General features: G+C 34.2%; 14 protein-coding genes. 4 read left to right on the top strand and 10 right to left on the bottom strand.

Annotated features, from left to right (window positions below; translation table 11 throughout):
- Positions 1-10 precede the first annotated feature (10 nt).
- Complete coding sequence (locus ACQVV1_RS21075; protein WP_309259576.1) at positions 11-892, bottom strand: NAD-dependent epimerase/dehydratase family protein; 882 nt, start codon at positions 890-892, stop codon at positions 11-13.
- Positions 893-997: 105 nt separating this feature from the next.
- Positions 998-1,588, bottom strand: a complete 591-nt coding sequence (locus ACQVV1_RS21070; RefSeq protein ID WP_000542569.1) for an AmiS/UreI family transporter — start codon at positions 1,586-1,588, stop codon at positions 998-1,000.
- Positions 1,589-2,011: 423 nt separating this feature from the next.
- Here ACQVV1_RS21070 and ACQVV1_RS21065 point away from each other — a divergent pair, with 423 nt between their 5' ends.
- Complete coding sequence (locus tag ACQVV1_RS21065) at positions 2,012-2,413, top strand: hypothetical protein (RefSeq protein ID WP_242254069.1); 402 nt, start codon at positions 2,012-2,014, stop codon at positions 2,411-2,413.
- Positions 2,414-2,583: 170 nt separating this feature from the next.
- On the opposite strand, the gene galE is transcribed toward ACQVV1_RS21065, so the two are convergent.
- Together galE and trhA are read right to left on the bottom strand one after the other, a co-directional pair.
- A complete protein-coding gene (gene galE, locus ACQVV1_RS21060; RefSeq protein ID WP_242254067.1) occupies positions 2,584-3,600 on the bottom strand; it encodes a UDP-glucose 4-epimerase GalE in 1,017 nt (338 codons plus the stop codon).
- Positions 3,601-3,825: 225 nt separating this feature from the next.
- Positions 3,826-4,473 (bottom strand): PAQR family membrane homeostasis protein TrhA, encoded by a 648-nt coding sequence (trhA, locus tag ACQVV1_RS21055; protein WP_309259578.1) that lies wholly within the window; start codon positions 4,471-4,473, stop codon positions 3,826-3,828.
- 164 nt (positions 4,474-4,637) lie between these two features.
- Between trhA and ACQVV1_RS21050 the strand changes: the two genes are divergently transcribed.
- A complete protein-coding gene (locus ACQVV1_RS21050; RefSeq protein ID WP_242254065.1) occupies positions 4,638-5,198 on the top strand; it encodes a DUF1836 domain-containing protein in 561 nt (186 codons plus the stop codon).
- Positions 5,199-5,240: 42 nt separating this feature from the next.
- On the opposite strand, the gene dbpA is transcribed toward ACQVV1_RS21050, so the two are convergent.
- Together dbpA and ACQVV1_RS21040 are read right to left on the bottom strand one after the other, a co-directional pair.
- On the bottom strand, positions 5,241-6,686 hold the full coding sequence (gene dbpA / locus ACQVV1_RS21045) for an ATP-dependent RNA helicase DbpA (protein ID WP_309259579.1): 1,446 nt from the start codon (positions 6,684-6,686) through the stop codon (positions 5,241-5,243).
- A gap of 188 nt (positions 6,687-6,874) precedes the next feature.
- Positions 6,875-7,906, bottom strand: coding sequence for an acyltransferase (locus ACQVV1_RS21040; RefSeq protein ID WP_309259580.1), 1,032 nt, complete (start codon positions 7,904-7,906; stop codon positions 6,875-6,877).
- 240 nt (positions 7,907-8,146) lie between these two features.
- Here ACQVV1_RS21040 and guaC point away from each other — a divergent pair, with 240 nt between their 5' ends.
- Entirely contained in the window at positions 8,147-9,130 is a 984-nt protein-coding gene (gene guaC, locus ACQVV1_RS21035) for a GMP reductase (protein ID WP_063223981.1), read from the top strand.
- Between the two features lie 136 nt (positions 9,131-9,266).
- Complete coding sequence (gene pepF, locus ACQVV1_RS21030) at positions 9,267-11,084, top strand: oligoendopeptidase F (protein WP_242254062.1); 1,818 nt, start codon at positions 9,267-9,269, stop codon at positions 11,082-11,084.
- 38 nt (positions 11,085-11,122) lie between these two features.
- Here pepF and ACQVV1_RS21025 read toward each other — a convergent pair whose 3' ends face one another.
- The 4 genes from ACQVV1_RS21025 to ACQVV1_RS21010 all read right to left on the bottom strand — a co-directional run bounded on the left by ACQVV1_RS21025 (position 11,123) and on the right by ACQVV1_RS21010 (position 14,136).
- Complete coding sequence (locus tag ACQVV1_RS21025; protein WP_000713633.1) at positions 11,123-12,001, bottom strand: radical SAM/SPASM domain-containing protein; 879 nt, start codon at positions 11,999-12,001, stop codon at positions 11,123-11,125.
- Positions 12,002-12,182: 181 nt separating this feature from the next.
- Positions 12,183-12,662: a 23S rRNA (pseudouridine(1915)-N(3))-methyltransferase RlmH gene (gene rlmH / locus ACQVV1_RS21020; protein ID WP_431169457.1), complete on the bottom strand. Its 480-nt coding sequence runs from the start codon at positions 12,660-12,662 to the stop codon at positions 12,183-12,185.
- A 59-nt stretch (positions 12,663-12,721) separates the two neighbouring features.
- Positions 12,722-12,907: a CxxH/CxxC protein gene (locus tag ACQVV1_RS21015; protein ID WP_001052824.1), complete on the bottom strand. Its 186-nt coding sequence runs from the start codon at positions 12,905-12,907 to the stop codon at positions 12,722-12,724.
- Positions 12,908-12,960: 53 nt separating this feature from the next.
- Entirely contained in the window at positions 12,961-14,136 is a 1,176-nt protein-coding gene (locus ACQVV1_RS21010) for a S1C family serine protease (protein WP_063223985.1), read from the bottom strand.
- Positions 14,137-14,182 lie beyond the last annotated feature (46 nt).

Raw genomic sequence — 14,182 nt, 5'->3', positions numbered from 1 at the left:
GGATTTATGATTATTTCATCGCATGTATGTAATAACATAATACTTTTGCTATTTCTACTTTCAACTCTCGGAACGGGAATCCTAATTCATTAGCTTTTCCATTATGTAATGTGCAATTAATCAATTCATTATAAGGCGCTACATGATTCCCTACTTCTTGCAGGAGTGCTTTTATTCCCGTATTTTCTTCTATGAAATGAATAATTTCTCCAGTAGAAATTACCCCGTGACTACAAGCATTAATTGGTCCTTCTATGCTTTCTGTCCCGCACCAAGCTAAAAACTGCCCTGCTTCTTCTTCATGTATAAACGACAACTCTCCACCCAAATGATTCACGGCGACAGGTTCTTGCCTCACAATATGTTCAACATAAAATTGTAACCTTTTCGTATAATCGTTTTCTCCAATAACAACCGGAAAACGAACTGCCACAACTGGGAATGTCGCTTTTTGGAATAAAACTGCTTCGGCTAACCTCTTCCCTTCACTATAACTGAAGTCATTTCTATCTCCATACGCGATTTCATACTCGAACGGATTGAATTCCTCTTCTGATAAGTTTAGTGCAGGTTCATAGACTACCATTGAAGATGTCATAATGTATTTCTTCGTTTTCCCTTCCAAAACTTTACATATTATATTCGCTGCATTCGAGCTATAGCATAAATTATCGTATACGATATCATAACTTTTATCTTCTAGATGCTCTGTTAATTGCTCTTCATCTTCTCTATCTACAATAAGTCTTTTTACTGCACTTCCAAAAGAATCTTCCGTAATTCCTCTCGTCGCAATCGTTACATCGTGTCCATCTTGCAAAAGCGCTTCTACTAAATGTTTACCAAAAAATCTAGTTCCCCCTAGCACCAATACTTTTTTCAACTTCATCATCCCCATTTTGATAAATTGTAAAATACTACCTCTCTATTATAAATGCTAACATATAAAAAGCATGGAATTAGTGTAACGATTCCATGCTTTTCTACAGAAAATAGATTAACGTACTCGATATTTATAAATACAATAACAGAAGTATAAAATAGAAATTACGGATACATAAACCCATAGTTCATATACGAATCCCTCTCCCCATACTCCCATAAAATAAAAGAGTGAAGGCAACGTCAATGTTACCCATGATTGTACGAAAGCAATCCTTCCAAGATATTGATTGATATTCTTTTTTTGTGTATTTAATACAAAGAATAAATACCAAAGTAATGCCCACATAAACCACGTTAACGCATTCACAACATCATGGAATTGAACAAATGAAACAACCATATAGAATAAAGCAATAATTGCTACCCAAATACAAAACCACCCTAGACCGCTACTATCCATTCCCTTTATAAAGGTAACACCTACATATAAATAGGTTAATCCAAATAAGAAAGTAGCTGCATATGAATACACTGTCCAATTGCTTTGGTCAGAAATCATGATCAGATAGAACGGAATAATAATTTGTAATGCTCCTACAAATAAATTAAAAACACCCGCACTTTTCATCTCTGCTTTTCCTAATATAACAAGACTATTTAAAAATAAAGCTGCACCCGAAAGTAATAATCCTACGTAACCCATATATCCTCATGTGAAAACCTTACATTTTCACACTGTCCCTCCCCATCTTGTAAAAATTATATTATTCCTTATTCTCCTTCTTACTTACAACTACATACAAAGTTTTTTCGAATATAAGTCAGACTTCCTACCTTAAAAAACGATAAAAAAACCCCTTCGATACATGTCATATAGTAATCATGCCCATCGAAATGTATCACATAATAAAAACGCTTTCAATAATACGTAATTCAATCAAAAAGCTAATGATTATTTGATTATAAACGCACTTTACCAATGATACAAGTATTGGAATATTATTCAATATTACATTTTTTATTTCTATAAAAAATTAATAGAATGATACATTTTCCCTATTTCATTCTATCAATGATCTGCATAGAATATTGTACAATCATATTAAATTAGAAAGGTCTGATATTTATGCCTCTTCATTATCCACATCAAGCTGGTATTCATTCAACAGGTGTATTAACAAGAGAGCCTGCAACAGTTTCAGCAGTAATAAACATTGTAAATTTAGATGCATATTATGCACACTATATAAATATAGAGGTTTGGGATTGGTCTAACTATTCTAGTCCTGTAAAATTACCTGTACTCATTGGTGAAGATACAGTTGTAGAATTTCCATACCCTTTACAAGGCAACAATCTAGCAGTATTTTATGCCAATTTAGATGAAGCTATTAATTTGTATGAAATTCGTATTTCTTATCCTACTCACTCCAATATTATTGCAAATTGTTTCGGACGAAGCGTACCGCCTTATACAAGCCAAGAAGGTAATACGGTGTATCATAAACAACTTGTTCGCATTCATTAATAGTTCTTTCCAGTATCTAAAATTGATATAGAACAAATTGCTGTTCAAACGCCATGATCAGTAATATGTTCTCTTTCCCCAAGTGAACATATTACCGATCTCAAGCAACATGATAAAGATTACAATTTATTGTATACATAAAAGAATAAGAGAATACTTTACTAACTATCTTAAATCATTTGATATCCATTTTTATTATTTACTTGCCATCTCCAAGAATCTACACACATCTCTTCTAACCCATATTCCGCTTCCCATCCTAATTCTCGTTTCGCTTTAGATACATCAGCAAAACAGATTGCTACATCACCAGGACGACGCTCTATCACTTTATAAGGTATTTTTTTACCCGAAACCTTCTCAAAAGCCTTTACCATCTCCAATACACTATACCCTTTACCTGTGCCAAGATTATACGCTTCGATTCCTTTCGTCTTAAGTACTTTCTCAAGTGCCTTTACATGTCCTTTTGCAAGGTCAACAACGTGAATATAATCACGGACACCCGTCCCATCTTTCGTTGGATAATCGTTTCCGAATATATTTAGCTCCTTTAACTTACCTACCGCTACTTGCGTTACATATGGCATTAAATTATTCGGAATCCCATTTGGATCTTCTCCAATACGGCCACTTTGATGTGCTCCAAATGGATTAAAATAACGAAGTAACGCAATACTCCACTCATCATCAGCTTTTGCTACATCACGCATAATTTGCTCAATCATTAATTTTGTTTGCCCATACGGATTTGTCACACTCAGTGGAAATTCTTCTGTAATTGGTGATGTTTTTGGAATTCCATATACAGTTGCAGATGAACTAAAAATAAAATTTTTAACATTATGTTTCTGCATCACATCACATAGTACGATCGTACTTATTATATTATTATAATAATATGTAAGTGGGATTGTAGTAGATTCCCCCACTGCTTTAAACCCAGCAAAATGTATAACCGCTTCAATGTTATTTTCCAAAAAAATCTCATTCATTTTTTCACGATTTAAAACACTTTCTTTATAAAATTCAAATTGTTTTCCTGTTATTTCTTTTACTCGGTTTAAGGACTCGATTGAACTATTTGAAAGATTATCTACGACTATAATTTTATAATTACTATTTAATAATTCTATACATGTATGACTACCAATATATCCTGCTCCACCCGTTATAAGTATCGCCATATATATAGTCCCCCACTAATTATTAATTATAAAATTTTATAACCTCAATACAAATCTATCCTACCACAAAAAAGACTGATAATTCTAAAAATTTATCTTTAATTATTATTTATATAAAAAAGAGCCACATAACCTTTACGTTATGCAACTCTTCAACATACATATGTGTCTATATCTTTTTTTATTAATCAAGAAAAATAAAATTTGCTCAGAAATTTCATACTGTTAAATTACGTAACAATATACACTTAAAAAGTGGGCAAGGCTTCCCAATAACACGAACACGTGAAAAATTTCATGATGCCCCAAATGGTTAAACTCTAACCATTTGGGCTTTGTTCCATAAATAAATCCACCAATTGTATAAAGAATACCTCCAAGCACTAGGAGCACCATACCACCTGTACTTAAGTTAGCAGCTAACGGCGCAAAGAACAGAACAATTAACCACCCCATTGTAATATAAATTGCTGTTGATAGCCATCTTGGACAATTGAACCAAAACATTTTAAAAACAATACCACAAATGGCGGTTGCGTAAACTAAACAAAATAATAATAAACCGTGTGCGGAATGTAATGTAATTAAACAAAATGGTGCATATGTACCTGCAATCAATATAAAAATCATAGAGTGATCAAGCTTCCTAAAGAAATAAATAACACGTTCACTGGCTACAACACTATGATATACAGCTGATGCTGTATACAGAACCATCATTCCGATGCCAAACAAAATAACAGCTGTAATTGCCGCAAAAGATGGCATCTTAATAGAAACTTTTACAAGCATAGCTAGTAATGCAATAAATGATAATACAGCTCCTCCCAAATGGGTAAAAGCATTAACCGGTTCTCTTATATAAGCATTCATATAAACACCCCTCATATAATTACATGTAGTTTTAATAACTATATGTAATTATATACACATTATTATTAGAGGTCAACATTTACAATTCATTTGTTTCGTAATACCATATTTAGAGATAAACTAAACATTACGCTCCACTAAATCATAAAAGTGAGGGGTTCTACGTGGAAAATATAAATAAATTGCTTGAAACATTACATTTAGAAAAAAATATTACACTGAAAGACATTCCAAATGTCGATTTGTATGTAGACCAGGTTGTCCAACTATTTGAAAACACTTATACGGATACAACAAGAACCGATGATGAAAAGGTATTAACAAAAACAATGATTAACAATTATGCAAAAGGTAAATTGTTTATTCCAATCAAAAATAAAAAATACTCAAAAGAGCATATGATTTTAATCAGTTTAATTTATCAATTAAAAGGGGCTCTTTCCATTAATGACATAAAAAGTTCCTTAGAACATATAAATGAATCCTTATTAAGCGATGGTTCATTCGAATTAAATACACTCTATAAAGATTATCTTACTCTTACCGAAAACAACGTCGAAAGCTTTAAACAAGATATAAATAACCGCGTTTCAGAAGTAAGTGAGATTTCTTCCTTAGAAGATCCAAAACTAGAAAAGTTTCTATTACTAAACTCCTTAGTGAACATGAGTAATATGTATAGACGTTTAGCAGAGAAGTTAGTCGATGATTTAAAAGGATCTTAAACAAAAAAACTATCCACCTATTAAAGTGGATAGTTTTTTTGTTTACTTATTTGCCTCATGAACTTTCAATTGCTTACCTTTTATCGTTGTATTTCTCATAACCTTTAAAACAAGTGGTCCTTTTCCGTTTAATATTTCAACATAAGAAACATTATCTTGTATTGTAATAATGCCTATATCTTCAGCGGAAACACCTTGAATTTTAGCAATTGTACCGACGAAATCCACCGCTCTAATTTTCTTTTTCTTTCCGCCATTAAAGTACAATTTCATAATTCCTTTATTTATATCCGCATTCTTATCCTTCTTGATCATTGGTTTAGCGTGTATTTTTTCTTCAAATGCAGCTTTCCTTTTTATAACTTCTTCTTTTGAAGGTGCGTGTGCCTTCGGAATTGCAAAACCGATGTACGCCTCAATCTCCTCTAAAAATCGATCTTCATAAGGCGTTATAAATGTAATGGCTTTTCCGCTATTACCAGCTCGTCCTGTTCTTCCTGTACGGTGTACATAGCTTTCTTTCTCTAATGGAATATCATAATTAATAACGTGTGTAATATTATCAATATCAATTCCTCTCGCAGCTACATCCGTTGCTACTAAATAACGGAACTTTCCTTTTCTAAAATCATCCATCACTTCAAAACGATCTTCCTGTACCATACCACCGTGTATTTTGTCACAAGGATAATTAACTCGTTTTAGCTGTCTATATACATGGTCTACGTTTTCTTGTGTACGACAGAAAATAATGCAACTGTCTGGATTTTCAATCGTGGTTACATCCTTAAGAAGTGAAAGTTTCTCTTCTTCCCTTACTTCAAAAAGGGTATGTTCAATTTTATCTGTTGTAATCCCAGCCGCTTTAATTTCAATATGAGTTGGTGCATTCATATATGTACGGGATAACCTTTCAACATCTTCCGGTAAGGTTGCTGAAAATAGCATTGTCATTCTTTTTATAGGTAATTCATCAATAATTGCCTCTACTTGATCGATAAAGCCCATGTTTAGCATTTCATCTGCTTCATCAATCACTAAATATTTTAACCGTTCTAAAGAAAGGGTCCCTTTTTCAATATGATCCAATACACGTCCTGGAGTCCCTACTACTATATGCGTCTTTTGCTTTAACTCTAATTTTTGACGTGCAAATGGGGATTTTCCATAAATTGCAGCAGCTTTAACTCTCTTGAATCGCCCTATATTCGTAATATCTTCTTTCACTTGAACAGCAAGTTCCCTCGTTGGTGTTAAGACTAACGCTTGTGGTTTATTCTCTTCCCACTCTACCATTTCACAAAGTGGTATACCGAACGAAGCCGTTTTTCCACTTCCCGTTTGCGACTTTACAACAAGATCCTTCTTTTGCAATGCAACTGGGATAACCTCTCCTTGTACTTCTGTTGGATGCTCATATCCTAAACCAGTAAGTGCTCGTCTTATCTCTTTACTTAATGCATAATTACTAAAACTTTTTTTACTCATATATTAACCTCATTTGATTTTATATTTAACCTATTATGTTCTTCATACCTCACTTTAGACTATAGTAAGATACTATATTAATCCACTGTTTTTAATTCATTTAAACCTAAATTTATCTAAGTATAATTTTAAAATAGTAAAGGGCAGCCTTAATAATAAGTCTGCCCTATCTATACCATATTCATTTTTTACGGAACTAGTTTTTTCACAACTGGTATTCTTTGCAATACTAACGTAATTACCATACTAAGAACAATTGTAATCGTTACATTAATAGGTATCGCCAATATTGCATGCACACGCTCATTTACCTTAGGGAAAACCATGTACAACAAGTTATTTAATAAGAAGAAGTGAAGAATATAGATTCCAAGGCTTGCTTGATTTATAAAACGGAATAACAATGGTAATTCTCGTTCTGATTTTTGGAATGCATATTTAAAAAATATAAATAATCCAATCGCCATCAGTACGACACCTGGCGCAAAATATCCATACCAAAACTGCTCTAACTGCCCATTTGCTTTTACTGTATAGTAATACGTAATAAAGAATGTACTAATAAATCCTACGAATCCTCCAATGTAAGAAATATTTCTCCATTTTTTCGAAATGTCAAAATTAGACAGATAATAACCAAGTAAGAAATACCCTACATAATTTGTAACGTAAAATAATTCAATATTAAAGTTGATAGGATAATAATATTTAACTAAATTGACTACAACAGACGCGTATAGCCATAAAATTAAAAAGTATTCTATCTCTCTTTTTTTAGCGTTCTTCACAAAGATTTTCAGTAGAGGTGTAATTAAGTATATCCCTACAATCATGTATAAGAACCATAAATGTCCCCCAATGGTATCCGTTAAAAAGTGCTTTATCCCTTGCTTTAAAGATGCCGGAAAATACCCTGCATAGGCCCCATATGCATAAAATATAGCGCTCCAAGCTACAAAAGGTATAATCACTTTAATTGCGCGCTTCTGTAAAAATTCCCCGACTGAAATATCCTTTGTCCCCTTTAACAATAAAGCTCCACTAATCATTACAAAAATCGGAACACTTGCACGTGAAATCGATTCAAATAGATTTCCAGCCATCCAGCGTGAAGCATTATTTGCATCTAAAACGGAAACATAACCAGCCGAAACGTGAATTGTAACAACTGCGATTGTCGCTAATACTCGTAACCAATCCATATATACTAGACGCTTCATTAGTACCCCTCCTAAAATTCCCTCTTTAACTTTTATTTTCCAAACATAATTTTACATCAAATAATACTATGTTTAAACACATTTTCATCACATGAACTTACAAAATACGTAGCTAAACTTTAATTTTCAAATATAAACATGAAAACCTTTGACTTATGAGTGAAAATAATGTAAATTATCTTTTGGACGAACATTTTTAAACAAAATGAATAAAATATTCGTATTTTAGGGGTGTAAATGATGGAAAACGTATTCGACTATGAAGACATTCAATTAATTCCTGCAAAATGTATTGTAAATAGCCGCTCTGAATGTGATACAACTGTCACTTTAGGAAAACATAAATTTAAATTACCTGTCGTACCTGCAAATATGCAAACGATTATTGATGAAAGAATTGCAACTTATTTAGCTGAAAATAATTACTTCTATATCATGCACCGTTTCCAACCAGAGGAACGAATTTCATTCATTAGAGATATGCAATCACGTGGATTAATCGCTTCTATTAGCGTTGGTGTAAAAGAGGATGAGTATGAATTCGTACAACAATTAGCTGCTGAGCAACTTACACCTGAATACATCACGATTGATATCGCACACGGACATTCTAATGCTGTGATCAACATGATTCAACATATTAAAAAGCATTTACCAGAAAGCTTCGTTATCGCTGGAAACGTTGGAACTCCAGAAGCGGTAAGAGAATTAGAAAACGCTGGTGCTGACGCAACAAAAGTTGGTATTGGACCTGGTAAAGTTTGTATTACTAAAATTAAAACAGGCTTTGGAACTGGCGGTTGGCAACTAGCTGCACTTCGCTGGTGTGCAAAAGCTGCAAGTAAGCCAATTATCGCTGACGGTGGTATTCGTACACACGGCGACGTAGCTAAATCTATTCGATTTGGGGCGACTATGGTTATGATCGGTTCTCTATTCGCTGGTCACGAAGAGTCTCCAGGGGAAACAATCGAAAAAGACGGCAAACTTTATAAAGAGTACTTCGGTTCAGCTTCTGAATTCCAAAAGGGTGAGAAGAAAAACGTTGAAGGTAAGAAAATGTTCGTTGAGCATAAAGGTTCTTTAGAAGACACTTTAATCGAAATGGAACAAGATCTTCAATCTTCTATCTCTTACGCTGGTGGAACAAAATTAGAATCGATTCGTACTGTAGATTATGTAGTCGTGAAAAACTCTATTTTCAACGGTGATAAAGTATATTAATTTTAAAATTTAACTCGAAGGACAAGTATTTTTATACTTGTCCTTCTTTTCATGTATAAAAATGTTAAATATTTTCATTTTACTGAATTTTCTAGTATCATGTTTTTAGATACTTATAATAAGGGGGATATAATAAATGAAAGATGTAATTGAGAAACGCCATATTCGTGCAGAAGTTCCTACTGAACTAACATGGGACCTCTCTGATTTATTCGAATCTGATAAAGAGTGGGAAACTGCATTACGTGTATTAACAAATGATATAAAAAAACTTGATGCGTTTAAAGGGCAATTACACACTAGCCCCACTACCTTATTACATTGCCTACTTTTAGAAGAAGAGCTTTTAATGAAGTTAACAAAACTATACTCCTATGCAAATTTAAAAGAATCTGCTGATCGTACAAATCCAGTTATTCAAGCGAACTCTTCCAAAATTGCTGCTTTATGGACGAAAGTACATACTGCACTTTCCTTTATTCACAATGAAATCCTTTCATTCGATGAAGGCACAATTGAAAAATATATAACTGAAGAAACAAAACTTGAACCTTTCCGTAAATCATTACTAGACATACTACAAAAAAGGCCGCACACGCTCTCTCCCGAAACAGAAGAAGTTCTTGCTGCGCTTGGCGAAGTACATAGTTCTCCATACAAAATTTACGGTATGACTAAATTAGCCGATATGGATTTTACCTCTATACAAGACGAACAAGGAAAGGAACTACCTGTCTCATTTGCATTATTTGAGAGCAAATATGAGTTTTCTCCAAGCGTAGACATACGTAGAAAAGCATACTCATCATTTGTTTCCACCTTGAAACGATATAAAAATACAGTGGCAACAACATATGCGACTGAAGTAAAAAAACAAGTAACACTTTCTTGTTTACGCAAATTTGAATCTGTTACTCATATGCTTTTAGAACCACAAAAAGTCCCACTTGAAATGTATAACAATCAACTTGATATTATTTATAAAGAATTAGCGCCTCATATGCGCCGTTTTGCAGATTTAAAAAAGAGAGTATTAGGACTCGATCAAATGCTGTTCTGCGACTTACATGCACCTTTAGATCCCGAATTTAATCCGGCAATTACTTACGAAGAAGCTGGAAAACTTATTCAAGACTCTTTACAAGTACTCGGCGATGAATATAGTTCCATTATCGAAAAAGGATTCAAAGAAAGATGGGTCGATCTTGCAGATAACGTAGGCAAATCAACTGGAGCATTTTGTTCAAGCCCATATGGTTCTCATCCATACATTTTAATTACATGGCAAAATACGATGCGTGGATGCTTCACATTAGCCCATGAATTTGGGCATGCTGGTCATTTTTATTTAGCAAATAAAAACCAGCGTATTATGAATGTACGTCCATCCATGTACTTTGTTGAAGCACCCTCTACAATGAATGAATTATTATTAGCCCAGCATTTATTAGCGACTACTGACGATAAGAGAATGCACAGATGGGTGATTCTGCAACTACTCGGCACATATTATCATAACTTTGTTACTCACTTACTTGAGGGAGAATACCAAAGAAGAGTGTACACTCTAGCAGAAGAAGGAGAAGCACTTACAGCCACAACTTTAACTGAAATAAAAACAAATGTACTTTCGACATTCTGGGGTGATTCTGTAGAAATTGATGAAGGTGCTGGCTTAACTTGGATGCGTCAACCTCATTATTATATGGGCTTATATTCTTACACCTATTCCGCAGGCCTCACTGCATCTACTGCGGTAGCTCAAATGATTAAAGAGGAAGGGCAACCTGCCGTTGATCGTTGGTTAGATGTACTTCGCGCTGGTGGTACGATGAAACCACTTGAATTAATGAAACACGCCGGAGTAGATATGTCAAAACCAGATGCAATCCGTAAAGCTGTTTCTTACGTCGGTTCCTTAATCGATCAATTAGAGCGCTCTTATCAAGAATAAAAAAATAAGCCCTCGCTTTATGAGGGCTTATTTCATATTTACTTTCCAAATCTTTTACGGTATCCACATTTCCTACATAGTTCTTCGACTGCAACCCTTTTCGAAAATCCATCGACAATGTTTGTCGCTCTCTCACCTTCTATAATGTTAGAAAATGAATCATTATTAATATTCCCAAGGTTAATAATCCCTTCACCATCTAAACAACAAGGAATAACCGTTCCGTTCGCTAAAATACCAGCTTGATTTCGAAGACCATGACAGAATCCTTTTCCATCATCCTCTTCTTCGTGCAATGCTGGCCACTGGAATTCATAGTCTTGATTAATGAAGACACGTTCCGCAATTTTTATACCTTTTCCTGGTGTAAGCTTCTCTTCAATTTGATAAGATAAATCAAACTCATTTTCAATGATGGATAATAACTCTCTATTTTTCTGGATTTCAGCATTTGTTTTATTATCCTGCGTTAAATTCCATAAACGTAGTGAAACAATTAAATCCGATTGACTTGTCGCTTCTCTAATGAAGGAAAGTATACTTCTTACATAGCCTTCTTTATCCTGTGAACCTGGGTGTCCATCAAAACTATGCAATGAAAAATTCATTTGTCTTAGAGCAGGTTTATTTAACAGTCTATGCCTTCTCTTATTAATTAACGTCCCGTTCGTTGTAATATTAACTTTAAACCCTTTTTCATGGCTTAAATCTAACAATTGATCTATTTTCGGATGTAGCAACGGCTCACCCTTCACGTGCAAATAAATGTAGTCTGTGTGAGGTTTAATTTGGTCTAATCTTTTAGCAAAATCCTCCACAGAAATGAATTGCTTCTGCCTTTCCGTCGGCGGACAAAAGCTACACGCAAGATTACATACACTCGTAATCTCCAAGTAAAATTTCTTAAACTTCTTCACCTTTAACTCCTCACTTCTATGACTACTTATACTGTTTCCTCTTCATATTACAGCACACTTTTTTAGAAATAGAAACATACTTATTTTAGGAAATCTATATACCACCTATTAATATGTAAAAGACCATCGGTAATTTTTGTCCAATGGCCTTTTTTACTCTTTTTATATAGAAAAAGTAATTTTACTTATGATACGGTTCCCCACGATTAATACGAAATGCTCTATACACTTGCTCAAGCAACACTAATCGCATTAATTGATGTGGTAACGTCATCTTTGAAAAGGAAAGTGACTCGTTTGAACGCTTCATTACTTCTGAACTTAGTCCAAGTGATCCACCAATTACAAACGCAACTTTACTCTTTCCATATGTAGCAAGACGATCTAAACTTACTGCAAATTCTTCTGATGACTTTTGTTTTCCTTCTATCGCTAACGCAATTACGTGCGTATCATCAGAAATTTTATCCAGTATACGTATACCTTCTTTTTCTTTTACAATTAACATTTCTGCTTCACTTAAATTTTCTGGTGCCCTTTCATCTGGTAATTCAATTACTTCTACTTTTGCGTATGCAGATAATCTTTTTAAGTATTCTGCTATACCTTGTTTTAAATATTTTTCTTTTAATTTCCCAATTGAAATAATAGAGATATTCACACTTATTCCCCACCTTACAAACATGTTATCCACATAACTTATCCACATATCCACAATTATTACCCACATATTGTGTGAGAATCTGTGTTCGATACAACATATGTCGCCTCATTTTGACAAAATTCACATGTTTTTTTCTCTTTTTCTAAGTTATCCACATTGTTAATAACCGGTGCAACTTCACACTCATCCACAATAATATCTAAAGCTAATTCAACATGTTCTAAACAACAAGGTAAATTCATATTCTTCACCTCACTTTTCTACAATAGAAAACAGGAGGTAGGCCCTCCTGTTTTCAATACTTTTGAATGCCTAGTTTAACGGTTGTTGTTGCTCGTTTTGTACCACGATAAAACGTAAGAGTCATTTTATCATTAATTTTTTTATCATATAAGGCCGTACGGAATCCGATAATATCGCGAACCGGTTTTCCATCTACTGCTACAATTACATCGTGTTCTCTTAAACCAGCATCTGCACCTGGCGAAGGACTTTTCACATCTAAAATACAAACTCCCTCTGTTACATTGCCTGGTAAATGCAATGTTTTTGACCAATAATAATTTGGAATTTCATTTAATGATCTAAGTTCAATTCCAACATACGGTCTCCTTACTTTTCCGTACTTCTCCAGCTCATTCATAATCGGAACAGCTCTAGTAACAGGAATAGCTAGTCCAATTCCTTCTACTTCTTTTGCTGCAATTTTCATTGAGTTAATACCAATTAATTGACCTGCCGCATTTACAAGTGCACCACCACTATTACCTGGATTAATTGCTGCATCTGTTTGCAATACTTCTACTTGCCAATCATAATGTCCGTCTTGATCTAAATCTACAGGGACGATACGTTCATTAGCCGAAATAATGCCTTGTGTGACAGTCCCAGAAAATTGCAGCCCGAGCGGATTTCCAATCGCAATGACTGGTTCTCCTCTACGAACAGTGTTGGAATCGCCAATTTCAATTACCTTTTTCACATGCTTTGCATCGATTTCTAGTACAGCCAAATCTGTGACTACATCGGTTCCTAATACTTTTCCTGGAACCTTCTTACCGTCACTTAAACTTACTTCAATGCGATTTGCTCCAGCAACAACATGATTATTCGTTACAATATAAGCTTGGCCATCTGTCTTTTTATAAATGACACCCGATCCTGTGCCAGCTTCTGAATCTGCCTCTGAAAAATTATCTCGTTGGATATTAATAACGCCAACAACGGCTTCAGACGCACGATCAACAGCATCCACAAAGCTAATCTGTTTAATTCCTTGAGCTTCGGCCATATTACTTCCACTTGCTTCAGCTTGCGGAAGCGCGCCCCCATCATTTGAAAATAAAGGAGCTCCAAATGCAAATAACGAAGCTCCTACAATTGTTCCTGCTATGCTAGAAATAACAATACCTTTATGCTTCTTTTTCTTTGCACGTTTCATACGATAATTTTCTTCATCAATAAAGGACATATTTGTTCACCCATCTTCCTGAAAACAACTATATTCACCTTTATTG

The sequence above is a fragment of the Bacillus basilensis genome (assembly GCF_050630465.1).
Lineage (GTDB): Bacteria > Bacillota > Bacilli > Bacillales > Bacillaceae_G > Bacillus_A > Bacillus_A basilensis.
Note: the sequence above shows the minus strand (reverse complement) of the source record. Positions and strands in the feature narration are given on the sequence as shown.

What these genes read in the sequence shown, in the direction of transcription:
- trhA (WP_309259578.1), bottom strand. Translation starts at nt 4,473, where the DNA reads ATGAATGCTTATATAAGAGAACCGGTTAATGCTTTTACCCATTTGGGA.
- ACQVV1_RS21010 (WP_063223985.1), bottom strand. Translation starts at nt 14,136, where the DNA reads ATGTCCTTTATTGATGAAGAAAATTATCGTATGAAACGTGCAAAGAAA.
- ACQVV1_RS21075 (WP_309259576.1), bottom strand. Translation starts at nt 892, where the DNA reads ATGATGAAGTTGAAAAAAGTATTGGTGCTAGGGGGAACTAGATTTTTT.
- pepF (WP_242254062.1), top strand. Translation starts at nt 9,267, where the DNA reads ATGAAAGATGTAATTGAGAAACGCCATATTCGTGCAGAAGTTCCTACT.
- ACQVV1_RS21065 (WP_242254069.1), top strand. Translation starts at nt 2,012, where the DNA reads ATGCCTCTTCATTATCCACATCAAGCTGGTATTCATTCAACAGGTGTA.
- galE (WP_242254067.1), bottom strand. Translation starts at nt 3,600, where the DNA reads ATGGCGATACTTATAACGGGTGGAGCAGGATATATTGGTAGTCATACA.
- ACQVV1_RS21040 (WP_309259580.1), bottom strand. Translation starts at nt 7,906, where the DNA reads ATGAAGCGTCTAGTATATATGGATTGGTTACGAGTATTAGCGACAATC.
- ACQVV1_RS21015 (WP_001052824.1), bottom strand. Translation starts at nt 12,907, where the DNA reads ATGAATTTACCTTGTTGTTTAGAACATGTTGAATTAGCTTTAGATATT.
- ACQVV1_RS21070 (WP_000542569.1), bottom strand. Translation starts at nt 1,588, where the DNA reads ATGGGTTACGTAGGATTATTACTTTCGGGTGCAGCTTTATTTTTAAAT.
- dbpA (WP_309259579.1), bottom strand. Translation starts at nt 6,686, where the DNA reads ATGAGTAAAAAAAGTTTTAGTAATTATGCATTAAGTAAAGAGATAAGA.
- guaC (WP_063223981.1), top strand. Translation starts at nt 8,147, where the DNA reads ATGGAAAACGTATTCGACTATGAAGACATTCAATTAATTCCTGCAAAA.